General features: G+C 66.9%; 15 protein-coding genes and 1 pseudogene. 6 read left to right on the top strand and 10 right to left on the bottom strand.

Features of this window, described 5'->3' with window-relative positions; genetic code table 11:
* Positions 1-120 precede the first annotated feature (120 nt).
* The 3 genes and pseudogenes from ACOOF5_RS01215 to ACOOF5_RS01205 form a co-directional block, all read right to left on the bottom strand.
* A complete protein-coding gene (locus ACOOF5_RS01215) occupies positions 121-267 on the bottom strand; it encodes a hypothetical protein (protein WP_420436327.1) in 147 nt (48 codons plus the stop codon).
* A gap of 350 nt (positions 268-617) precedes the next feature.
* A pseudogene (locus tag ACOOF5_RS01210) lies at positions 618-863 on the bottom strand (alpha/beta fold hydrolase); the annotation flags it as partial.
* Between the two features lie 99 nt (positions 864-962).
* Positions 963-5,252, bottom strand: a complete 4,290-nt coding sequence (locus tag ACOOF5_RS01205) for a hydantoinase B/oxoprolinase family protein (protein WP_420435783.1) — start codon at positions 5,250-5,252, stop codon at positions 963-965.
* An 82-nt stretch (positions 5,253-5,334) separates the two neighbouring features.
* On the opposite strand from ACOOF5_RS01205, the gene ACOOF5_RS01200 reads away from it, so the two are divergent.
* From ACOOF5_RS01200 to ACOOF5_RS01185, 4 genes are all read left to right on the top strand, one after another.
* On the top strand, positions 5,335-6,708 hold the full coding sequence (locus tag ACOOF5_RS01200; RefSeq protein ID WP_420435781.1) for an aspartate aminotransferase family protein: 1,374 nt from the start codon (positions 5,335-5,337) through the stop codon (positions 6,706-6,708).
* Between the two features lie 125 nt (positions 6,709-6,833).
* Positions 6,834-8,168, top strand: a complete 1,335-nt coding sequence (locus tag ACOOF5_RS01195) for an aspartate aminotransferase family protein (protein WP_420435779.1) — start codon at positions 6,834-6,836, stop codon at positions 8,166-8,168.
* A gap of 154 nt (positions 8,169-8,322) precedes the next feature.
* Positions 8,323-9,795, top strand: coding sequence for an amidase (locus ACOOF5_RS01190; protein ID WP_420435777.1), 1,473 nt, complete (start codon positions 8,323-8,325; stop codon positions 9,793-9,795).
* Positions 9,796-9,874: 79 nt separating this feature from the next.
* On the top strand, positions 9,875-10,759 hold the full coding sequence (locus tag ACOOF5_RS01185) for an acyl-CoA thioesterase (RefSeq protein WP_420435775.1): 885 nt from the start codon (positions 9,875-9,877) through the stop codon (positions 10,757-10,759).
* 13 nt (positions 10,760-10,772) lie between these two features.
* Here the strand turns inward: ACOOF5_RS01185 and ACOOF5_RS01180 are convergent, their stop codons facing one another.
* From ACOOF5_RS01180 to ACOOF5_RS01155, 6 genes are all read right to left on the bottom strand, one after another.
* A complete protein-coding gene (locus tag ACOOF5_RS01180) occupies positions 10,773-11,438 on the bottom strand; it encodes an ATP-binding protein (protein ID WP_420435773.1) in 666 nt (221 codons plus the stop codon).
* A gap of 12 nt (positions 11,439-11,450) precedes the next feature.
* Positions 11,451-12,632, bottom strand: a complete 1,182-nt coding sequence (locus tag ACOOF5_RS01175) for an HlyD family efflux transporter periplasmic adaptor subunit (protein WP_420435771.1) — start codon at positions 12,630-12,632, stop codon at positions 11,451-11,453.
* Positions 12,629-14,620, bottom strand: coding sequence for a type I secretion system permease/ATPase (locus ACOOF5_RS01170; RefSeq protein WP_420435769.1), 1,992 nt, complete (start codon positions 14,618-14,620; stop codon positions 12,629-12,631). Before ACOOF5_RS01170 ends, ACOOF5_RS01175 begins: the two co-directional genes overlap by 4 nt.
* A gap of 86 nt (positions 14,621-14,706) precedes the next feature.
* Positions 14,707-15,219: a hypothetical protein gene (locus tag ACOOF5_RS01165; protein ID WP_420435767.1), complete on the bottom strand. Its 513-nt coding sequence runs from the start codon at positions 15,217-15,219 to the stop codon at positions 14,707-14,709.
* 191 nt (positions 15,220-15,410) lie between these two features.
* Positions 15,411-16,574, bottom strand: coding sequence for a CaiB/BaiF CoA transferase family protein (locus ACOOF5_RS01160; RefSeq protein ID WP_420435765.1), 1,164 nt, complete (start codon positions 16,572-16,574; stop codon positions 15,411-15,413).
* Between the two features lie 31 nt (positions 16,575-16,605).
* Complete coding sequence (locus ACOOF5_RS01155) at positions 16,606-18,060, bottom strand: amidase (protein WP_420435763.1); 1,455 nt, start codon at positions 18,058-18,060, stop codon at positions 16,606-16,608.
* A 255-nt stretch (positions 18,061-18,315) separates the two neighbouring features.
* Between ACOOF5_RS01155 and ACOOF5_RS01150 the strand changes: the two genes are divergently transcribed.
* Together ACOOF5_RS01150 and ACOOF5_RS01145 are read left to right on the top strand one after the other, a co-directional pair.
* Entirely contained in the window at positions 18,316-19,005 is a 690-nt protein-coding gene (locus tag ACOOF5_RS01150; RefSeq protein ID WP_420435761.1) for a hypothetical protein, read from the top strand.
* A 119-nt stretch (positions 19,006-19,124) separates the two neighbouring features.
* Positions 19,125-21,575, top strand: coding sequence for a CaiB/BaiF CoA transferase family protein (locus tag ACOOF5_RS01145; protein WP_420435759.1), 2,451 nt, complete (start codon positions 19,125-19,127; stop codon positions 21,573-21,575).
* A 24-nt stretch (positions 21,576-21,599) separates the two neighbouring features.
* On the opposite strand, the gene ACOOF5_RS01140 is transcribed toward ACOOF5_RS01145, so the two are convergent.
* Positions 21,600-22,604 carry an isopenicillin N synthase family dioxygenase gene (locus ACOOF5_RS01140; protein WP_420435757.1) on the bottom strand — a complete coding sequence of 335 codons (1,005 nt, stop codon included), beginning with the start codon at positions 22,602-22,604 and terminating at the stop codon, positions 21,600-21,602.
* Positions 22,605-22,648: the final 44 nt, after the last annotated feature.

The raw sequence follows: 22,648 nt of genomic DNA, 5'->3' as shown, positions 1-22,648 counted from the left end.
CGTCGACGTACGTTCACAACAGCGTGCCCGACCATGCACGACGGCCCGGCATCAGCCGCGACAGTAGCCCAATGGTGAAGCGGCGCTGTTCGCCAGAATGGCTGTCGCAGCGAGGGCTGCTCAGGTCTCGTTCGACCTGGCGGCGGCGCGGTCGAGGGATGCGAGCCAGCTCGCGACGGTGTGTGCGGCGAGACCGGGTTTCTCGCACATCCACCAGTGGCCGACATCGAGCAGTTCGGTGACCCGGGCACCGGCTCGCTTGGCCATGCGGCGATGCATGATGCCCCGCCGGTGAAGTGGTCTCCCGCCGCCAGGATGCAAAGTCCAGGGCGCTGGCTGGCCGCTGCGATGTTGAAGCCCAAGTCGGCCATGGCCGGTTGAGCGGCGTCGCGGTAGAGCGCCAAGATGCACCGTCCCATGTCGGTGTTGATGTGGGGCACGACTGCTGGGGCCACCTCGGGCCCCATGCCCAAGCCGGCATAGAAATCGACTCGCTCGGCATCAGGACGACTGATCATGCGCGCGATCGAGGCGTCGCCCTGAGGGGTTTGCCACAGCTGGGCCGCGTCGTGCCAGACGTAGTCGGGATCGAACAGACCGATCACGTCGGTGCACCACGAGCGAATCAGATCGGGGCGCTCCATGGCGATGCGCATGACGTGCCCGCCGCCCCAGTCATGGCCCACCAGGTCGATGTGGGAGGCACCTGCGGTGAGCAGCCGTTCCAGCTCAGCCGCGAGCCAGTCCCGATACTCACTCATGGTGGCGCCGAAGCTGTCGGGCGCGGGCGCGCCGAATCCCGGCGGCGAGAGCGCCACCACATCGTCGGCCCCGATTCCGTGACGAGCCAGAGATGCTCGCATGGGCTCCCAGATGGCGGTTGTCTCGGGATTGCCGTGAACCAGCACAAGCGTCATGTCAGGGGCTTTCTCTTTGAACGGGTGGTCAGCGGACGCTGGGACTCAAGCGTTCGGCGCAGCACGATGAGCTGCGGCACGAAATTGTTCGGTGGCAGCGACGTCGATGGTCCGCCCGTCGTCGCCGATGACAACGCCGTAGTCGCGGCGGGCGCCCTCGACACTGACGACATCGTCCATGACGTCGCGCAGCACTGATGCCGGCTCGCGCTCGAAGGCGTCGCCCCAGCCGCCCCCGCCTGGTGTGTCGGCGATCATGCGCGCGGGACCCATCCGCTTGATGCCGTACTTGGGAGGCACGAACGTCGGCCCATCGGCATCGGTGTCGACGGGGACGATCCACTCCAGGCCGACCCCGCCGGTGCCACCGCCGCGCACGCCGTGGCCCGATGGGGTGTCGAGGCCTTCAGCCCTGAACGACCAGATAGCAGGCTCCAGAATGTCGGCTTCATACCGCACACCGGTGCCGCCACGTCGTTGCCCCGGACCGGCGTTGTCGCAGCGCTGTTCGTGGCGGACGTACCGCACGGGGTACATCTGCTCGTGGAACTCCAAGTTCGGCAAGTCGAGGCCGCCGAGCGTGATGAGGTGCCCCATCTGCGCGAAGCCGTCGCGCTCCGCGGTCGCACCTGGTGTGGCCATGGCATGCCACTGGTACATCACCCAAGTGGTGCCGTCGTCGCGGCGCCCGGCGACGTGCCCGTGCATGGTCTTGGACCAAGCTGCGCACGCCCGATCCGGATCGGCCTGTGCCAGTGCCTGCCACACCGCAATCACGATCTCATGTGCGACAAACACGGTGTTCATGGTCATCGGGGCAGGCGGCAGTGCGTTCACGATGCTGCCTTGCGGGGCGATGATCGTCACCGGCCGGTAGGTGCCCTCGTTGCGCGGGATCGACGTGTCGAAGAACGAGGACACGGCAAGGAACACCGACGAGTAGGTGTTCGCCAGCGAGCTGTTCTTGAAGCCGTCGATCTGGGGATCGGTACCGGTGAAATCGAGCGTCATCTCGTCGCCGTCGACGGTCATGTTCACTCGCACGGCGATGTCAGCAGGGCCGAAGCAGTCGTTGTCGGTGCGGTCCTCGCCGTAGTAGGTGCCGTCGGGCAGTGCGGCGATGGCGGTGCGCATGCGACGCTCGCCGTGGGTGAGGACGCCGTCGAGGTAGGCGAGATAGGGCGCGACCCCGAGCTCGGCAACCAGACCCAGGACACGCTCGGCGCCGATGCGGGTCGAGCCCAGCATGGCGAGCAGGTCGCCGTCGAGCAGCTCGGGCGTCCGACAGTTGATGAGCAGCAGTTCCCACAGGTCGTCGCGGATCTTGCCCTCCTCGATCAGTTTCATGACCGGCAGCCGGATGCCCTCTTGCCAGATCTCGGTGGCCTCAGGGTTGTAGGTGCCTGCGATCCCGCCGCCGATGTCGGACTGGTGGGCACGGTTGCAGCAGAACCCCACGAGCGTGGGCTCGCCGCCGCTGTCCTCTGTGCTGTCGCCATGCTCGCCCTGTCGGGCGACGCTGTGCTGCTGCTCGCCCTCTCGGGCGACGCTGTGCTGCTGCTCGCCCTCTCGGGCGACGCTGTGCTGCTGCTCGCCCTCTCGGGCGACGCTGTGCTGCTGCTCGCCCTCTCGGGCGACGAACACAGGCCTCGCGATCACCCAGTCGGGCAGGTGGTTGCCGCCGGCCACGTAGGGATCCGACAGCAGGAACACGTCCTCTGGGTTGATGCGTCCCTCGTAGCGCTTCAAGAGCGCTCGGACCGCAAAGCCGCCCCCGCCAGTGTGGATGGGGATGCCGTCGGCGTTGGCGACCAACGTTCCGTCCGGGGTCGTCACGTAGCAGGAGAAATCGTGGCTCTGGCTGAAGATCGTGCTGCGCGCAGTGCGCGTCATCACCCAGCCCATGTGCTTGCTGATCTGGTCGAGCCGGTTCTGCATGACGGCGAGCACGATCGGGTCCAGCCCGAATTCGTCCGTCGCAGCCGCCGCCTCGCCGTTCGACCCGCTGCGGGATCGACCCGATTGGACGCTTCGGGACACTGCCGCGTCGCCCGCAGTGGAGAGCGTGCGCGCATTGGCGGAACGTTCCTTCGCATCGCCTCTTGTTTCCCGCTCGAGTTCGCTGCGCTCAACGGCCGCTCGGGCCACGGCTTCGCCCTTCGGTTCAGCCTCGAGGCCCTCAGCGGTCTCGTCGGTGGGCACGAGGTCGATGAACAGGTCGCCGTTCGCGTCCACCCACAGCCGGTCACCCGGACGGGCCACGACCGTCGTGGTCAGCTCCTCGACCAGTGCCGGGCCCATGATGGCGTGGCCGCGCCGCAGCACGTCGCCGTCGAAGACCGCAGTGTCGCACCAGCCGAAAGGCCCGTGCCATACCGAACGTGTCTCGATGGGCTCGGGATCACCCACCGCAGGAGCCGTCTGCGAAGTGGCCACGTCGCCCGTCGAGGCGCGTGCCACGAGGCGAAGCGAGGCCACCATGATCGTGCCGTCGGCTTGGACGTGGCCGTACAGCCGCTCGTATTCAGTCTCGAAGGCAGCCCGGACTGCGACTGCGTCGATCCCAGATTCGTTCTCGGAGTAGGCAGGGACGCGGATGGTCCACAGCTGGCCGGGGTGATGCAGCTCCAGATCGCAATCGAGCGTCACGTGTTCGGCAACGAATCCCTCGCCGTCCATCACCTCGAGTGCCTGGGCACGCAGGGCGTCGAATCCAGCGTCGATCTCGACGGGGTCGAGTTCGTTGAGCGAGCCCATCAAGAAGCGGGTGAAGTCCTGGCGAACGTCGGAGTGCAGCATCCCGATCGCGCACAGGGCGCCGGCATCGCGGGGCACATAGACGCGTTCGCAGCCGAGCCCTGCAGCTACCGAGGCGCCGTGCATGGGGCCTGCGCCTCCCGCAGCGACCATCGTGAAGCGCCGCGGCGAATGGCCTCGCTCGATCGAGATGTGCTCGGTCGCGCTGAGCAAGTGCTGCTCGACCACCTCGACGATGCCGGCGGCCGCCTCTTCGATAGCCATGCCGAGCGGCTCAGCGACGTGCGTGCGGATCGCCTCGCGGGCTGCGTCGATGTCGAGGTCCAACGTGCCGCCGGCGGACTTGCCCGGGCGAAGGCGGCCGAGGATCAGCTGCGCATCGGTGACGGTGGGCAGCGTGCCGCCGTGGCCGTAGCACGCCGGGCCAGGGTCGGCGCCAGCGCCCTGCGGCCCGACGAAGAGCAGACCGGCCTCGTCGACGCCAGCGATCGTGCCGCCGCCTGCGCCGATCGTGTGAATGTCGATCGCAGGCGTGGATACGTGATATCCGGCGATCATGATGTCGTCGCGGGTGTCCACCTCGCCGCCCGACATCAGTAGGACGTCGCAGGACGTGCCCCCGATCTCCATCGAGATCAGGTTTCCCGCCACTGCGGAAGTGCTGTCATCGTTGACGAGGGCGGCATCGGTGGCGTCGCGGTACAGATTGAGCGCGCCGACGGCAGCGGCGGGACCGCTGAGCAGCAGGTTCACGGGCCGCTCCGACACCTGATCGACAGAGGCGGCGCCACCATTCGACTGCACCAACAAGATGGCGTGACGCAACCCGGCCGCAGCGAGATCGTCGTTCAGCGAGCGCAAGTACGACACGATCTTGGGCGAAAGCGAAGCGTTGACGACGGCGGTGGATGTGCGTTCGTACTCGCCCATGAGCGGCGAGACAGCGGCCGATGTCGTGATCCACGTGCCGTCCCATTGCTCGCTCACGGCATCCGCGGCTGCTCGCTCGTGGGAGTCGTTCACGAACGAATTCATGAACGCAATGGCGATGGCCTCCACCTCGTGGCTGTCGAAGTGCTCCAGCACCGAGCCGAGGCTCTCGACATCGAGCGGGGCGTGTTCGCTGCCGTCGGCGTCGATGCGTCCGCCCAGCGTTGCCCTCAAGTAGCGAGGCACGAGCACCGGGGCATACGGAGCGCGGTGGTTCCACTGGTCCTCGCGCAGGCCTCGGCGGATCTCCAGCGCGTCGCGGAACCCCTCGGTGGCGATCAGCCCGACGACCGCTCCTGTGCCTTCGAGCATGGTGTTGGTGGCCACCGTGGAGCCGTGGACGAACAGCGAGCAGTCAGCGAGCACGTCGCCCAGGGGCATGCCGAGGTCCACGGCGACACGGGCGAGCGCAGCGTGAACTCCTCGACTCGGATCCGCCGGGACTGAGGGAACTTTCGCCACCCAGGTCGCGCCCTGCGCATCGGCCAAGACCAAGTCGGTGAAGGTCCCCCCGACGTCCACGCCGATCCGCCAAGGCGCCGCGGGCCGCCGTTGGGCGCCGTCGGCGTCGGTTGCGGGCGCTGTCATCTGTTCAGTCTCGCACCCAAGGCTCTGCCATGACGTCTGAAGTCCGCTGCTGGCGGAGAAAACCGGTCCTCTCAGGGGACCGATGCCAGACTTCGCAGATGTCTCAGCAGGCACAGCGAAGCTCACCATGCAGATGACTGAGTCGGGACGATGGCCTACCGAGGCGTCTGCGGCGCTGTATGAGCGCGCGCGGCGCTCGATCACCGATGGCACCTCACGGGACACTCTGCTGCGTACGGGAGGCCATCCGATCTACGTCGATCACGGCGAGGGCGCGTGGGTGACCGACGTGGACGGCAACCGCTACCTCGATTGCAACAACAACTTCGCGTCCATCATTATCGGCCACGCCGATCCCACGATTGCCGCCGCGGTGCAGGCACGCATGGCTCGAGGCACCGCCTTCTCGTTCCCCAATGACTCCGAAGTCGATCTGGCCGAACTGCTGTGCGGGCGTGTCGAGAGCTTCGAGTTCATCCGCTTCTGCAATTCGGGTACCGAGGCGGTCATGGCTGCTCTCAAAGCCGCCCGCGCCTACACCGGGCGGCCGAAAGTCATCAAGGTCGAAGGTGCCTATCACGGCACCTACGACCACGCGGAAGCCAGCCAGTCACCCAATCCCACAAACTGGGGCGATGCGACGGCGCCGTCGACGGTGCGCTACGCCGCTGGCACGCCGGCCTCGGTCGAAGACGAGGTGGGCATTATCTCGTTCAATGACGCTGAGGGTGCCCGCGCTGCGATCCGCCGAAGCGGCGATCAGCTGGCGGCAGTGCTGCTGGATGTCATGCCGAACCGGGTGGGCATGCCCGCGATCGAATCGGAGTTCATCTCAGCGATCCGCGAGACCACGCGTGAGGTGGGCGCGTTGGTGGTGCTCGACGAGGTCATCTCCTTCCGGCTGGGCTACGGAGGGGCACAGACGAACATGGGCATCGACCCCGACATCACCACGCTGGCCAAGATCATCGGCGGGGGGTTCCCGGTAGGTGCCATCGCCGGTCGTCAAGGCCCTATGGAGACCTTTGTCCGTGTGGCGGGAAACCGGGCCAAAGTGCCATCGGGCGGCACGTTTGCTGCGAACCCCATCACGATGACCGCCGGCCATGCAGCGATGACCTTGCTCGACCGCGATGCGTTTGCCCGGCTGGACACCATCGGCGAGAACATACGGTCGGGCCTGCGGTCGATCTTCGACCGTGCGGGCCTGAACTGGCAGGTCACCGGCGCGGGCAGCCTGTTCCGGGTGCACCCGCACCATCGCACCATCCGCAACTACCGTGACTCGCATCTGTCGAGCGACGAGATCGTCGAGATCACTGAATTCGGCCGCCGCATGCAGTCCCGCGGCGTCTACCTCATCGCCGAGGGCCTTGGCTGTGTGAGCCTCGCGACGAGCGACGACGACATCGAGCACTTCCTCGGGGCCGCCGAGGCATCGCTGCCCAGCCCATAAGAGTCCGAACACGGCGTGCGCCATTTCCGTGGGCTCGTGCTGGAGGCTTACCGGCGGGGGGCCGGTGCGGTCTAGGAGCCTCGACGGTCAAGCAGCCAACGCGGTGGCTCTGCGACACTGAGCCGATGGCTCCCTCGACCGGTTCACCCACCAATAGCCAGCGCTCAGAGGCACAGTCCGCTGCGCTGTATGCCCGGGCACAGCAGTGGATTCCCGACGGCGTCTCCCGAGCCACGCTGCTGCGGCGGCCGAACCCGATCTATGTGGATCACGGCGAGGGCGCTTGGGTGACCGACGTGGACGGCAACCGCTATCTCGACTGCAACAACAACTTCACTTCGCTCATCATGGGGCACGCCAACCCCGCCATCGTCGAGGCAGTGAGCGCCCAGATGGCGAGGGGCACGGCGTTCGCACTGGCGTGCGATATCGAGATCGAGTTGGCCTCTCTGCTGTGCGATCGGGTCGAGAGCTTCGAGCTCATCAGGTTTTGCAACTCCGGCACCGAAGCAGTGATGGGTGCGCTCAAGGCTGCACGGGCATTCACCGGTCGGCCGAATGTCATCAAGGTGGAGGGCGCCTATCACGGCACCTACGACCACGCCGAAGCCAGCTTGGCGTCGGATCCCACCAACTGGGGCGATGCCGCGGCGCCGGCCACGGTGCCGTACGCATCGGGCACGCCGAACTCGGTGATCGAAGAGGTCGGCATCATCCACTTCAACGACGCCGAGGGTGCCCGCGCGGCGATCCAGCGTCACGGTGACCGGCTGGCTGCGGTGCTGCTCGATGTGATGCCGAGCCAGGTCGGATTGCCGACGATCGAGCCCGAGTTCATTGCGGCGGTGCGCGAGGCGACCCGCGAGGTAGGGGCGTTGCTGGTGCTCGACGAGGTGATCTCGTTCCGGCTGGGCTACAGCGGAGCGCAGACCCTGCTGGGCATAGACCCCGACATCACCGCTGTGGCCAAGATCATCGGCGGCGGCTTTCCTGTCGGCGGTGTTGCGGGGCGCAAGGGGCCGATGTCCACCTTTGCTCGGGCGGGCGGCACGCGCGCCAAGGTGCCCTCCGGTGGGACGTTCACGGCAAACCCAGTCACCATGGCAGCCGGACTCGCCACTATGAACCAGCTCGATCACGCAGCGTTCGCTCGCTTGGACGACATGGGCGAGACCGTGCGCAGCGGTTTGCGTACAGCAATCTCCCAGGCAGGCGTGGATTGGCAGGTCACCGGCCGCGGAAGCCTCTTCAAGGTTCATCCCCACACCAGGCGCATCCGCAACTACCGCGATGCCCACCTCAGCAGTGACGAAGCCGCAGAGCTCGAGCAGTTCGAGCACGCCATCCAGGCGGGCGGTGTGTATCTGTCGGGCGGGGGCCTCGGCTGTCTCAGCTTGGCCATGACCGACGACGACATCGCTCATCTGCTCCGAGCCGCCGACGCCGCCTGGTCCAGCTGAACCTCGGCGCACGACCATTGATGCAGCCGCCATCTGCACCTCGAGCGTGTGCCAGTGGAAGTCACCGTTGCGCGGCGAAGCCACTTGCTTCCCGCTCTTGTTCGCTGCGCTCACGGGCCGCTCGGGTCACGGCTTCGCCTCTAGTCTCGGCGCGATGACAGGCGCCACGAACACAGATCCGAACCTGATTCCAGCCACCGAGCTGGCCTCGTTGATCCGTCAGGGCAAGGTGTCGGCGGTCGAAGCTCTCGAAGGCGCGCTCGACCGCTACGAGCGCTTCAACCCTGCGGTGAACGCGGTGATCGTGACTCGGATCGACGAGGCGCGTGAGCGCGCTGCAGCGGCTGACGCAGCGCTCGCAGCGGGGGAGTGCTGGGGGCCGCTGCATGGCGTGCCGATGACCATCAAGGAAGCCTTCGACTGGACAGGCACCCCCTCGACGTGGGGCAATCCGGCGTGGGCCGACAACGTGGCCGAAGCCGACGCTGTCACGGTGACGCGGTATCTGGATGCCGGCGCGGTCATCTGGGGCAAGTCCAACGTGCCGCTGATGCTGGGCGACTGGCAGAGCTTCAACGACATCTACGGCTGCACCAACAACCCGTGGGATCTGACTCGCACGCCGGGCGGTTCCTCCGGCGGTTCGGCGGCGGCGCTGGCCACTGGCATGGCGTCGCTGGAGCTGGGCTCCGACATCGGTGCCTCCATTCGCAACCCGGCCCACTATTGCGGCGTATTCGGCCACAAGCCGACGTTCGGATTAGTGCCCGACGGGGGTCACGCAGTGCCCGGCGCTCTGGTCGGAAGCGACATCGCGGTGTGCGGCCCGCTGGCACGCAGCGCTGCCGATCTGGATCTGGCGCTCGATCTGCTTGCCGGGCCATCCGGCTTCGATGCGCCTGGCTGCCGCGTGGCGCTGGGGTCCGAACCTCGCGACACGCTGGGTGCGTTCCGGGTGGGCGTCATGCTGGACACGCCGGTCATCCGGAATTCGACGGCGATGATCGACACCTTGCAGCGGGCGGTGGACGCGTTGGCAGCCGCTGGCGCCGATATCAGCGAAGCCACACCCGACATCGACCAGCACGAGTTTCACGAGAACTATCTGATGCTGCTGCGCGCCGCCACCGGAGCGCTGGCCGACGACGCAATGTGGAACGACGCACAGTCGCGCGCCCATCGGTACCACGACGGCGAGGGCGACTACCAGTCGCTGGTCGACTACGCGATGACGATGAGCCACCGTGAGTGGTTCGCCCACCACAACAAGCGCGAGGGCTACCGGCAGGCGTGGGCCCGGTACTTCGACGACTATGACCTGCTGCTGTGCCCGATCGCCGCATCGGCGGCGTTCGTTCACGACCACACGGGCACCCGGCCGACCCGCACCATCGACATCGACGGCCACCAAGAGTTGGGCGTCGACCAGCTGTTCTGGGCCGGCTGGAGCTGCAGCGTGTATCTCCCTGGAACCGTCGCTCCGGTCGGGCTGACTGCCGACGGACTGGACCTGCCCGTGGGCATCCAGATCGTGGCCCCGCATCTGGGGGACCGGCGCGGCATCCGCTACGCGGCCCTCATCGAGCGCACCCTCGGCGGATTCGCCTCCCCGCCCGGGTACGAGTAGCCGCTCCGGGCATCGATAGCTGAGCCCTCAGCTCGATTGTCGGGCCTGCGGGTCGAGCGGTCTGCTAGAGAACTAGGCCGTGAGTGACACTGAAGCGGCCGTAGATGAGGCCCTAGACGAATTGCTGGACCTGCTGGACCTGCTGGACCTGCAGCAGAACGACAACGGCTCGGACACGTTCCGGGGCAAGGGCTCCGGGTTTGACGAATTCGGCCTGTACGGCGGGCATGTGCTGGCGCAGGCGGTGGTCGCGGCGCAGCGGACGGTGGACGAGGGTCGGCTGATGAACTCGGTGCATGCCGTGTTCCTGCGAGGCGGTGACGGACTGGCGGAAGTCGACTACCGGGTGGATCGTGTGCGCGATGGGCGTGCGTTTTGCACACGCCGATCCCAGGCGTTCCAGTCCGAACGCCTGATCTTCGAGCTCACGGCGACCTTTCATGTCCCCGAGACGGGCAAGGTCGACATGGCGACCCCGATGTCTCCCGACGTGCCCGCGCCCGAGTCTCTGCCCACCTATCAGGAGTGCATCGCGCAGGTCGGCCCGATCTTCGGCGAGCAGTGGTCGTACATGACACGTCCCGTGGAATACCGGGTGGCCTATGCGCCGTGGGCGCCCACAGGGCCGTCGCCCCGCGGCGGCATCGACTACTGGTTCCGGGCGCCGCGCCGATTGCCGGACGATCCGGCGATCCACGAGGCGATCATCGCCTACATGAGCGACGACTGTCTCGCCGACAACGTGATCGTGCCCTATGGGGTCACTTGGCTGGACAGCGAGGTCCAAGTCGTCAGCTTGGATCACGCCATGTGGTTCCATGAGCCAGTGCGGGCCGACGAGTGGGTCTATTGCGAACAGCGCCCCCTGGCGGCAGCCAGCAACCGCGGCACCGCCGAAGCCCGTTTCTGGCAGAACGGCCGCCTCGTCGCCACCGCAGTCCAGGAAGCTCTCGCCCGCCTTTGAGGTGACAGCGGCCTCAGCTGTTGGCTTGGGGGTCTTCGGCTGGTTCGGTCTGGTCGGATTCGTCGGACTCGTCGGACTCGGTCGGCAGACGCTTGGTCATCACGATGACGTTGCAGCCCTGCTGTCGCTCGCTTGTCACGGTGTCCATCACCTGGTGGACCAAGAACAGCCCTAGCTCGCCCAGTTGCTCCCCGCCGAGGATTGCCCCCTCGCCGCTGTCAGGCCGACGCATGGGCAGATCGGCGCCGTCGCTGACGATCAGCAGCACCACTTCATCGGCATCTAAGTAGATCGCCAGCTCGACGGGACGCACTTCGTCGTTGTCGTAGGCATTGGAAATGCTGTAGCTGAGAATTTCGTCTACGGCCAGGTCGATCGCGTAGCTGAGTTGCGTGCCGAGCCCGTGGTCGGAACAGAACGTGTCGATAGCTGCGGCGACACGCGCGAGTTCGCGCAGGTCGTTGACGAGCGACAGCTCCAACTTGCTGTGCGGATGGGCAAGCTGCTCAGTCTGGTCGTCGTCGGGTTCATGCTCTGGGCTTTCTGGGCTTTCTGGGCTTTCTGGGCCTTCTGGGTCGACTGGGTGATCTGGGCCGACTGGTGTACAGGCCGGTGCCTCACCGCTCTGCTCGGCGGCATCTGGGGCGTTCTCGCTGCCTGAACTCGACGGAGATGACATGGTTTGCTCGCCTCAGTCTTCGCGGAGCGAGCGATTGAAGAAGTCGGTGACCGGCTTGAACAGGTAGCTGATGACCGTGCGCGAGTCGGTGCGTATCTGGACCTCGGCGGGCATTCCGGGTACGAGCACCAGTGCATTGTCATAGTCAGGGTCGGCATCAGCGGCATCGGCGTGCGGCGGCGGCTCGATGGACAGCTCGGCCTCGTACCACGATTCGCCGACGCTCGGGTCGGTGAAGGCGTCTGCCGAGACCTGTACGACTCGCCCCGTGCGTTCGGGCGACGATCGGTACGGAAAGGCCGTGAAGCGGATGATGGCTTCCTGCCCAAGGTGGACTTGGTCGATGTTGCGAGGGCTGATCCGCGTCCGCACGACCAGCGCGGAGTTGTCGGGAACGATCTGCAACAGCGGCTCGCCTTGGAAGACCACCTCGCCTGGGCCCGAGACAGCCAGATCAAAGACTGTGCCGTCGGTGGGGGCATACAGCGTGGTCCGGTCGATGCGGGCGGCGAGGTTACGGATCCGCGCCCTGAGGTCGTGTTCTTCGGGCAGGGCCGCGAGCAGCAGCGCTTCCGCCTCGGAACTTCGGGCCGCCTCGATCTGCAAGATCTGCGCCTGCATCTGCGCGATGAGATTCTTGGCTTCGAGAGCCTCGCCGGCCGCCATCTGGGCTGCCTCAGCCTCTGCTTGGGCAATGCGCGACTCCAAGATGGCGATCTGGCCGCGGTGGTTCGCCAAGCGCCGGTCGAAGAGAGCTTGGCTGTCGGTCACGAGCGCCTCGACGGCTATGTCGGCCGCGGCCAGCTCCAGCGACTCGTCCCATTCGATGGTGTCCGAGCCGCCCTGTTCGGCTTCGAGACGATTGCGCTGGGCGATCAGCGCCGTATGGCTCAGTTCGAGAGTGGCCAAGTCGTCTTGCAGCGAAGCCTCGGCGAAGCGCAGCAGCGGATCGCCGCCCGAGACGCGGTCGCCGTTTCGCACGTACACCTCGGCCACCGCGCCGCCGTCGAGGTGTTCGATCGGCCGATTGCCGGCCGAGATGGTCACCTCGCCGCTGGCGACGACCGCGCCCGCTATCTCCGACGTCATGCCCCACACGAAAAAGCCGCCGACCAGCACAACGATGCTCGTGAGTCCCAGCAAGACCGCCGGCCGAGCGGAGTATCGACTGACCTGCTGTTCCTGAGTGTTCACGGGCCGTCGTTCTGTACGTGATCGTTGTCGTGCGGCGCCGTCACCGTGACCGGCGCAGCGGCGATGTCATCGCCGGCGGCATCGACGGGTCCGCTGCGGCGCTTGAGCCGCGCGACGGCCGCGTCGATGCGCCGCTGCGTCAGACTCGAATCCGGAGCTTCACCGCCATTCGCGCCCGCTTCAGCGGCTTCGGCCGGCTCGACGGAGGCAACAGTCCCCGAAGCGCTCGCGGAGGCAGCAGGCGGAAGTGCCGTGTTGGCCCGATCCGGCGATGGACTCGCCGTCGCGTCGCTCGAATCGGTGCTGCGCAGCGACCGGACAGGGCGCGAGCCACCGTGCTGGCTCGCCGGCACCGGTCGGCCGTTCTCCATCAGGTAGACGGTGTCGCATTGCGCGAATGCGCCGTGCCGGTGGGCGACGATGATCGCCGCACCGCCGCGCCGCTTGTGCTCCTCGACTGCCCGCGACAGCGCCATGGTGCCCTCAGCGTCGAGATTGGAGTCGGGTTCGTCCATCACCACGAGCACCGGCGCGCCGAAGAACGCTCGGGCCAGCGCAATGCGCTGTCGCTGGCCACCCGAGAGTGCAGCGCCCCCGGCCGAGACGCGGAAGTCGTACCCGTCGGGAAGCTCGAGGATCATTTCATGAGCACCGGTTCGCTTGGCGGCATCGACGATCTGGTCATCGGTCGCGTCAGACGAGAGCCGGGCGATGTTCTCGGCCACCGTGCCGTCGAACAGCACGACCTCCTGCGGCAGATAGCCGATGTGGCGACCCAAATCGTCGCCGTACTGCTCGAGTTCGGCGCCGTCGAGGCGAATCGATCCGCCCACCGACGGCCATACGCCCGCCAGGGCACGCGCAAGCGTGGTCTTGCCCGACGCTGAGGGTCCCGCGATGCCGATTGCTTGGCCGGGTTCGAGACGCAGCGATGCGCCGCGCACCGTTGCATAGCGAGCATCGGGCGGTGCAATCACGACCTGCTGCGCCTCCAACAGTGCCCGCGGCTCGGGCAGCTTCGTGCGCGGCCCCGCCGCCGGGTTTTCTTCCAGCAGCGAGGAGAGCGAACGATACGCGGACAGGGTGCGCAGCAGCAGCGGCCACTGGCCGATTGCCTGATCGATCGGTGCCAGCGCCCGCCCGAGCAGGATCGAGGCAGCGATCATCAGCCCGGCAGTGATCTCGTTGCGAATCACCAGCCATGCGCCGAGACCCAGCATCAGCGACTGCAGAAACAGCCGCAGCGTCTTGGATGCCACGCTGAACAGGCCGAGCCGGTCGGAGGCGACGACGGACGTGTCCAGCGCCTCCTCGTTCAGTTGCTCGGCGCGGGCGATGACCGCGTTCTGCATCCCCAGCCCGTGCACCGTCTCCCCGCCGGCACGCATCTGCTCGATGAAGAATGCCGAGCGGTTGGACGACTCCCAGAGCCCTTCTTGCAGACGCGCTGTCCGGTACTGCCCCAACAGTGCGACACCGACCAACAGCAAGCCCGACATCACCGCCAGCAGCCCGAGCATCCAGTGGAACAGGAACAAGATGGCGAGGAAGACAGGCGTCCATGGCGTGTCGAAGAAGGCGAAGGGAGCCGTGCTGGAGGCGAATCGCTGGATTGCGGCGAGGTCCTGCGGCCCGGTCGCGGGTTGCGAGCGTGCGCTCGGCGAGGTGGAGCGATCGATCACCGCGCGCAGGACGCGCGAGTCGAGGCGGGCGTGCAGTCGGGTGCCGGCGCGAGCCAGAACGCGACCGCGTGCGTAGTCGAGCACGCCCATCATCGCGAAGGCGAAGACGACGATCACGATCAGCGTCAGCAGGGTGGCTTCTGAGCGCGAGGACAGCACGCGGTCGTACACCTGCAGCATGAACAGCGGCCCGGTCAGCATCAACAGGTTGACGAAGGCACTGAATAGCGCGCAGGCGTAGAACAGCCGGCGGCTCTCCGAGAGCACCGCTTGGATCTCCCGGGAGCTGCCGCTTGCTTCGGTCACCGTGGTTGTGTGCCTACCTGCCAGATCGCAAGGCGCAGCCGGAATCGATCAGCACGCCGACTGCGGCTGATGGGCGCTGCGTGCGACTAGCCGGCGTCGGCGTCGGTTGCGCCTTGGAAGATGAAATCGCCTGCGTCGAGGTCTGAAGCGTTCACGCCGAGCAGCTGGATGGAGCCGTAGCCCGCAGCGTCCGCAGAGATCACGGTGTGCTGGCCTTGCTGCTGAATCGACAGGTCTGAGAGTTCCGAGATCGAGCCGAAATGCGAGAGGTCGAGTCGGTCCTCGTTCACGTTGAAGTCTCGGATCGTGTCGTTGCCGTGACCGGGCTTGTACACGAACGTGTCGAAATCGGTCGCGCCGGCAATCGCAATGTCTGAGCGGGTGCCATCGCCCCAGAGCGAGTCGTCGCCGTGGCCGCCGTAGATGGTGTCGTCGCCGTCGCCGCCTGCGATGACATCGTCGCCGCCGCCGCCGCGGAGGACATCGTCGCCTTCGTACCCGTAAATTCGGTCGTCGCCTTGGAGACCGCGAATGTCGTCGTCCTCGAGTTCCTCGCCCTTGAGGACGTCATCTCCGCTGGTGCCTACTTGATCTGCCATGTTGGTCCCCCTGTACCCAACCGCCTGGTGCGAGCGGCGCTCATCGCTGACTGTTGATGCAAATTATACGCGTGCAGAAAGACGGAGATCAATCACGCCGGCGTGTGCAGAGTGCCGCGAACAGCGGGCGATGCCGAGGGGGCTGAGCCGAAGGGCGAAGCTGTGGCGCGAGGCGCTGCCCGCAGCAGTGCTCAGCCCACGATGCCGTCGGCGCGCAGCGCTGCGATCTCGGTGCCCGACAAGCCCAGATCGGTGAGCACCTCGTCGGTGTGCTCCCCCTTGGCCGGGGCGAGGCGCTCCAGTTGTGTGGGCGTCTTGCTGAACCGAGCCGGGAAGCGGGCGGTGCGGACCTGGCCGATGACGGGATGGTGGTGGGTGAGCACCGTCTCGTTGTGCTTCACCTGGGGGTCGTCGAACACCTCGGTGACGTCGAGCACGGGCGCGCATGGGACGTCGGCTTCTTCGAGCGCCCGCAGCGCATCGGCTGTAGTGAACTCGCCGAGCAGCTTGGCAAACACCTCCTGGTGTTCATTGGAGTTTCGTATCCGAGCCGCGCGCGTGGCGAAGCGAGGATCGTCGGCCAGATGCGGCACGCCCAGCTTCCCGCACACGCGGGCGTACTGCTCGTCCGACGGCCAGATGGCACCCACCCAGCCGTCCGCCGTCTGCCACGGGCTGTACCACTCGCTGTAGGTGGGTGTGCGCGGGGCCTCGGGCACCGACTCGTTCCAGAAGTAATCGAGCCACATCCACGACAGCGTCGAATCGAGCAGGTTGACTTCGACGTGCTGGCCGCCGGCGCCGTTCGTCCGCGCCAGCAAGGCCCCGAGCACCGCTGTGGCCCCCGTCATCGCCGTGGTCTTGTCTGCAGTGGCGGACTTGACGAAGTCGCCACCTTGCGACGCGGTCATGCCGGTCAACGACTGGATGATCGGGTCATACACGGGCTGGTGCGCGTACGGCCCGGCAGGCCCGAAACCCGAGACCGACAAGTACACGAGATCGGCGTTGACGGCGCTGAGATCGTCGTAGCCGATGCGTAGGCGCTCGGCCACGCCAGGTCGAAAGTTCTGGATGAACACGTCGGCGCCCTCGACGAGCTGCAGCAGAATTTCGCGCCCGCGCTCATCGCGGATGTCGAGATCCATGCCGCGCTTGTTGCGGTGCATCTGGACCCAGCAGCCCGATTGGTCGCCGACGATCGCACCGGTCAGGCGCATGACGTCGGAAGCGCCCACCTTCTCGATCAGCACCACATCGGCGCCCATCTCGGCGAGCTGCGTTGACACCCACGCGCCGGCGACGGCGCTCGACACATCGACCACGGTGATGCCTTCGAGCGGTCCTGTACCCATCCGTTCCTCGACCCTAGAAGTGCGACGCGGCTCAGAAGCCGTCCGGTCGCTGGAACCCGCCGAGTGCCTCTTGCAGGAAGCGGCCCACGGCCAGGGTTGTGCGGTCTTCCAGGAAGGGCCCGGCGATCTGCACCCCAACCGGCAGATCGCCCCCGGCTGTCGGCACCGTGCCCACGGGCACCACCGTCGCGGGCAGCCACGCCACGCCGGTGAGGCCCATCCACTTGATGATGTCGAAGTACGGCCGGGTCTCGCCGTTCACCGTGATTCGGCGGCTGGTGGCGGGCCGGCTGTGGTCGTGACGCACGGCGGCCGTCGGCGTCACCGGCAGCAGCACGACGTCCCAATCGGTGAAGAACTCCTCCCAGCGCCTGCGCTGCTGCAGCCGACGCTCGTGCCAGCTCAGCCACTCCCGGTGACGCATCGCGGCGTACCAGATGCCCAAGTCGCCCTGGGGCTCGTCGTTGGACGCGGCGATCTCATCGAGTTGCGCGAGCGTCCAAGTCCCGGCTTCGGCGGCAGAGAGCAGGTGCAAGAAGGTGTCGACGGCCTTCTCGAAGGTGAATGTCGGACGGGCGTTGGTGTCGACACGCGCACCGGCGCGCTCCAGGGCGCTCGCTGCCCCCAGCAGCAGCTCTCGATACTGGGTGTCGATCGGGCACAGATCTTCGTCGAGCCACACCGCGACACGGAAATCGGAGATGTCGCTGTGTCGAGCCGGTGGAAGGTCGAGCGAGTAAGCCTTGGAATTCCAGGTGTCGGGCCCGGCGAGAATGTCGAGCGCCATCTCGAGATCGTCGACATCACGTGCCATCGGGCCCGCAACGGCGATGTCTGCCTGGCTGAGCGTGCCGGGCATGCCGGGGATCTGGCCGAGTGCGGACACGACGCCGTAGCTCGGCTTGTGTCCGGTGACGCCTGACCAATGCGACGGGATCCGAATGGAGCCGCCGATGTCCGAGCCGAGCTCGAGCGGGGTGTAGCCGGCGGCCAGCGCCGCGCCCGAACCGCCGGAGGACCCGCCAGGGGTGTGCTCGATGTTGTAGGGGTTGGCGGTGGTGCCATAGACCTCGTTGTAGGACTGCGCGTCACCCGCGAACAGCGGCAGGTTGGTCTTGGCGAACACGACCGCCCCTGCCGCCTTGTAGCGGGCGACCGGGTCGGCGTCGCTCTCGGGCACGAAGTCGGCCAGCGCCGGTGCGCCTGACGTCGTGACGAGTCCCTCGGTCTGGAAGGAGTCCTTGATGGTGATCGGCACGCCGTGCAGCGGTCCGAGTTCGTCGCCGCGCGCCACAGCAGCGTCGGCTGCGTCGGCAGCGGCCCGTGCGCGCTCGGCATCGAGAGCGACGACGGCGTTTATCGGACCGTCGAGGCGGTCCACCCTCCCGAGCGCCGCTTCGAGCAGCTCTCGCGAAGAGACGTCCCGGGCTGCGATGGCAGCCGCGGTCTCTTTGGTCGTGGCGTAGGCGAAATCGTCTGCGGCCATGAGCTGGTCCTCCCGATACGTGCGAAATCGCGCTGAATGGTGTCGGCAAGCTACTTCGCCGCCGTGTGCTGGTGCCCGCCTCAGCAGTGACCCATCCCGACCTGCCACGTCGTGCAGATTGCGCTCTGCGGGCTGCGACATGGCGTCTGTAGCCCCGCGATGGGCCGGCTGTGGCGGTGGAGTGACGATCGCGAAGCCAGAAAACCAGTTGGAGCGTCGACGCGCGGGCACCACGGTGTCTCTGTGCGAAAGAACATGAAATTCCTCAAACGCTTTGTCGTGCTCTTCAGTGTCGCTCTCGGTGCACTCGCATTGCCGTCTTCGGCTGAGGCGGTGCCGTCGTTGGTGTACCGCGCAACTCCAGGCAGCCCGGCGCTGTATGCGTCGCAGAAGCTGCCCCCGCGAGACCCGGCGTTGGGTGACCTTCATATCGAAGTGTCGAGTCGGGACCCGGCTCACCGTGCCGACAAGGTGGGCGTGGCGGCCAATCGAGGCTTGTCATCGGTCACGTTCCCGCGTCCGGTGCCCTTCTTCGCGCCGCCGGCGCAGCGAGTGCGCACCCTGGTCGGCGTCGATACGTGGTTCTGGGTGTCGACGGCCAGCTGGCGTCCCATCGTGCGCATCGTTGCGGCAGGCAGCGTGGTGGTCACGCTGGTGGCAACCCCAATCACCCTGCAATTCCTTCCCGGCGACGGATCAGCGCCGGTGTCGTGTCCTGGTCCGGGCCTGCCGTGGATCGTGCCGGGCACCCGCTCGCCGTGCAGCCACGTCTTCCAGCGAGCATCCACGGTCGGAGCGGCCGGCCGATTCCGCGGCACGATCCAGTCGGTGTGGATGGTGCGATGGACCTCGAACACCGGGCTCGCCGGCACGGCCGGACCAGTCGTGGTGCCGACGCCCGTGTCATTGCGAGTCGTGGAGGCTCAACCGGTACTGGAGCGCTGAGGCCGGCGACGGCGAGCGGCTTGGCTGCCCCGATCAGCGTTCTGTTGGGGCCGCACTAGCTTCGGCGCGCAACGAGAGTGCCGTGCGCGGGTGATGTCAAGCGAGGAAAGAGGTTTGCTGTGTTGAATTGTCGAGTACTGGACCTGTCCGACCATCGGGGCCAGATGGCGGGAGCGCTGCTGGCTGACCTCGGTGCGGACGTCATCCTGGTGGAACCGCCTGGCGGTTCTGCTGCGCGTGACGTAACCCCGTTTGTCGCCGGACGAGAGGGTGACCCCGAGGCGTCGCTGTGGTTCTGGTCGTACAACCGCGGCAAGCGCAGCGTCGTGCTGGATCTCGACGACGCGAGGGACCGCCAGAGGCTGCGCGACCTCGCAGCAACTGCTGACGTGCTGATCGAGTCTGACGCGCCCGGTGCGATGGCTGCCCGAGGTCTGGGCGCGGAGGACCTGGCCGAGGTCAACCCCGGTCTCGTGTACACGTCCATCTCGGCGTTCGGCCAGACGGGACCCAAAGCCGACTGGGCCGCCACAGACTCGGTCATCTCTGCTGCGGGCCAGCTGTCCAACGTGGTCGGCGACGAGGATCGGCCCCCGCTGCGCATCCCGCTCGACCAGTGCTTCTTGCATGCGTCGGCTGAAGCTGCGGTCGGGTCGCTGATCGCGCTCCGCGAGCGCAAGCGCTCTGGTCAGGGCCAGCACATCGACGTCAGCGCGCAGCAGGCCGTCACCCAGGCCACCCAATCGGCCACGCTGTGCCACCTGTACAACTCGCCTGAGCTGCTGCGGATGAGCGGCGGTGCACGGCTTGGCCCCTTCCGGGTCCGGCTGCGCTCGCCTGCCGCCGACGGCTACGTCTCGGTGACGATCCTGTTCGGCGAGTCCATCGGCCCCTTCGGCGCCCGCCTGTTCGAATGGATGCACTCCGAGGGGGGCTGTGCGGACGGCGATCTGGAGGTCGACTGGATCCACTTCGTGGAGGGTGTGATCACCGGTCGCATCCCGCTCACCGAGTACGAGCGCATCCAGCAGGTCGCAGCTGACTTCACCGCCACTCGCACCAAGGCCGAGCTGTTGGAGGTGGCGCTGGACAAGCGGCTGCTGATCGTGCCGATCGCCACGGTCGCCGACGTGGTCGAGTCACCCCAGTACTCCGAGCGGGACTTCTGGCGGGACATTCCCACCGGCGGTCTCGACTCGGTGCGCTATCCGGGCCCGTTGGCGAAGTTCAGCGAAACCCCGCTAGACATCTCGACGCCCCCGCCCTCGATCGGCGAGCACACCGGCGAGGTGCTCGCTGAGGTGGGTGCTGCGGCCCCGGTGCCGGTGTCCGACGCAGTGGTGGCTGCGGCCGGCTCGAGCCACCGCGATCCGTCCCTTCCGCTTGCGGACGTGAAGATCCTCGACTTCATGTGGGTCATGGCCGGACCGGGATCCACGCGGGTGCTGGCCGACTGGGGCGCCACGGTGGTGCGTGTCGAGTCGTCTCACAAGGTCGAAGCGGCCCGGACCATCCAACCCTTCTTGAACGACGAAGCAGGAGCCGACAACGGCGGGCTCTACCAGAACATGAACGCCGGCAAGCTCGGCATCACGATCGACATCTCCAAGCCCGAGAGCCGCGACCTGATCCTGGACCTCGTGCGCTGGGCCGATGTGGTGTGCGAGTCGTTCTCGCCGCACGCCCTGCAGGACATCGGCCTGTCATATGAGGACCTGCGAGCGGTCAAGCCAGACATCATCATGGCGTCGAGCTGCCTGTTCGGCCAGAGCGGGCCGCTGTCGTCGCTGGCCGGCTTCGGCACGATGGGCGCCGCAATGTCCGGCTTCTATGAGATGACCGGCTGGCCCGACCGCGACCCGGCGGGCGTGTTCGGCGCCTACACCGACTACGTGTCGCCGAAGTTCTTGAGCGCAGCCCTCTTGGCAGCGCTCGATCATCGCGACCGCACCGGCGAAGGCCAGTACATCGACTTGTCCCAGGCAGAGGCGTCCATGACGTTCCTGGCCCCGGCGGTTCTCGACTATGAGGTGAACGGCCACCTGCCCGACAAGCTCGGCAACGATCATCCGGTGATGTCCCCGCACGGTGTCTTCGCCTCTGCGGGCGAGGATCGCTGGATTGCTGTGGCCTGTGCCAACGATGACCAGTGGCGAGCACTGTGCGAGGTCATCGGCGCCGACGGGTTCGCTGGACTCGGCGTCGACGAGCGCCGGGAGCGAGCCGACGAGATCGCCGAGCTGATCACGGCGTGGACCTCGGTGCGTGACGGGCTCGAGGCACACGACGAGCTGCAAGCGGCTGGCATTGCGGCGCACGCGATCGCAGACTCGGCGATCATGGCTACCGACCCGCAGCTCGAGCACCGGAACCACTTCCGCAATGTGCCCCATGGCACCAACGGCACGATGTGGGTGGAAGGCACCCGGTTCATGATGTCGCGCAGCTCCGACGGCATCAGCCATGGCGGGCCGACCTACGGCGAGCACACCTTCGAGGTGCTCGAGCAGCTGCTCGGCTACGACCAAGACCGCATTGCCGAGCTGGCCGTGGCAGGCGTGCTGGAGTAGCTGCGCGCCGGTTCTCGCCGGCCGCTAGGCCTCGAACGTGCCGACCTTCTCGCCGGTGACGTTCTCGTAGTTCCGATTCAGGAACCAGCGCTGGTAGTCGCCGTAGGTGCTGGGCGCCCAGCGAGCCGGGGCCTCGTCGTTGACCGTCGTGGGCACCGGCGCGACCACGGCATCATCCCGGGCGCCGTAGAAGAAAGGTGCCGCATACCGCTCGCCGTCTGTGGGGTTGCGAGCTCGATGCGCGGTCGACAGATAGACCCCGTTCGTCCAGCGCTTCAACATGTCGCCGCTGTTGACCAAGTACGACTCGGCGAGCTGCGGCGGGGTGATCCAGTCGTGGCCGGCGGGACGGATCTCCAGCCCCGGCACCTCGTTGGCCGGCAGGAACGTGAACACCGAGCTGTCGGTGTGGGGGGCCAGACCCCACTCGTTGTCGTCGTAGTCCATCGGTGGGTAGTGCGACAACCGAAGTGTCACGCTGGGCTTGTCGAAGTCGGGCACGAACCAGTCGTGCGGCAAGTCCAACGACTGCGCCAGCACCGGCAACAGCCGGCCGCCGAGGGCGATGAGCTGGTCGATGTAGGCCTCGCACCTCGCCGCGAAGCCGTCGATGGGCGGGAACTGGTTGTCGGTGTGGTAGCCGTGCCGGTGACAGAAGAACGCTTCGTTCTGGTTGGGCTTGCGGACCTCTCCTGCGATGTCTGAGGCATACGACGTGCCGCCGCCCATGCCGAGGTAGCCGCCGACGAGCTTGCCCATCGGAATGGAGTCCTTCGTCGGCTGCGGCAGTGCGTGCAGCTCGCGGGCGGAGTTGAAGATTCCCTCCACCATCGCCCACGGCACGCCGTGGTTCACGACGAAGAAGAACCCCATCTCGGTGAGCGCACGTCGCAGTTCGGCGGCGAGCGCTTCGACGGCCGACGGAGCGGGAGCTGCCTCGTTGAGGGGTGACAGGTCCAGGACGGGGATCACGTCTGTCGTGTCTTGCGACAGCCCTTCGGTACTGCGGTCCTGCGTCGTGAGCGCCATCTGGTCCCCTCCGCTCGTGGGGTCGACTGCTGCGCCGAGCGTAC

It is taken from the genome of Candidatus Poriferisodalis sp., assembly GCF_965214215.1.
Taxonomy (GTDB): domain Bacteria; phylum Actinomycetota; class Acidimicrobiia; order Acidimicrobiales; family Poriferisodalaceae; genus Poriferisodalis.
The sequence above is the reverse complement of the archived record's forward strand: the minus strand, read 5'-3'. Positions and strand labels throughout refer to the sequence as shown.

What these genes read in the sequence shown, in the direction of transcription:
- ACOOF5_RS01215 (WP_420436327.1), bottom strand. Translation starts at nt 267, where the DNA reads ATGGCCAAGCGAGCCGGTGCCCGGGTCACCGAACTGCTCGATGTCGGC.
- ACOOF5_RS01205 (WP_420435783.1), bottom strand. Translation starts at nt 5,252, where the DNA reads ATGACAGCGCCCGCAACCGACGCCGACGGCGCCCAACGGCGGCCCGCG.
- ACOOF5_RS01200 (WP_420435781.1), top strand. Translation starts at nt 5,335, where the DNA reads ATGCCAGACTTCGCAGATGTCTCAGCAGGCACAGCGAAGCTCACCATG.
- ACOOF5_RS01195 (WP_420435779.1), top strand. Translation starts at nt 6,834, where the DNA reads ATGGCTCCCTCGACCGGTTCACCCACCAATAGCCAGCGCTCAGAGGCA.
- ACOOF5_RS01190 (WP_420435777.1), top strand. Translation starts at nt 8,323, where the DNA reads ATGACAGGCGCCACGAACACAGATCCGAACCTGATTCCAGCCACCGAG.
- ACOOF5_RS01180 (WP_420435773.1), bottom strand. Translation starts at nt 11,438, where the DNA reads ATGTCATCTCCGTCGAGTTCAGGCAGCGAGAACGCCCCAGATGCCGCC.
- ACOOF5_RS01165 (WP_420435767.1), bottom strand. Translation starts at nt 15,219, where the DNA reads ATGGCAGATCAAGTAGGCACCAGCGGAGATGACGTCCTCAAGGGCGAG.
- ACOOF5_RS01160 (WP_420435765.1), bottom strand. Translation starts at nt 16,574, where the DNA reads ATGGGTACAGGACCGCTCGAAGGCATCACCGTGGTCGATGTGTCGAGC.
- ACOOF5_RS01155 (WP_420435763.1), bottom strand. Translation starts at nt 18,060, where the DNA reads ATGGCCGCAGACGATTTCGCCTACGCCACGACCAAAGAGACCGCGGCT.
- ACOOF5_RS01150 (WP_420435761.1), top strand. Translation starts at nt 18,316, where the DNA reads ATGAAATTCCTCAAACGCTTTGTCGTGCTCTTCAGTGTCGCTCTCGGT.
- ACOOF5_RS01140 (WP_420435757.1), bottom strand. Translation starts at nt 22,604, where the DNA reads ATGGCGCTCACGACGCAGGACCGCAGTACCGAAGGGCTGTCGCAAGAC.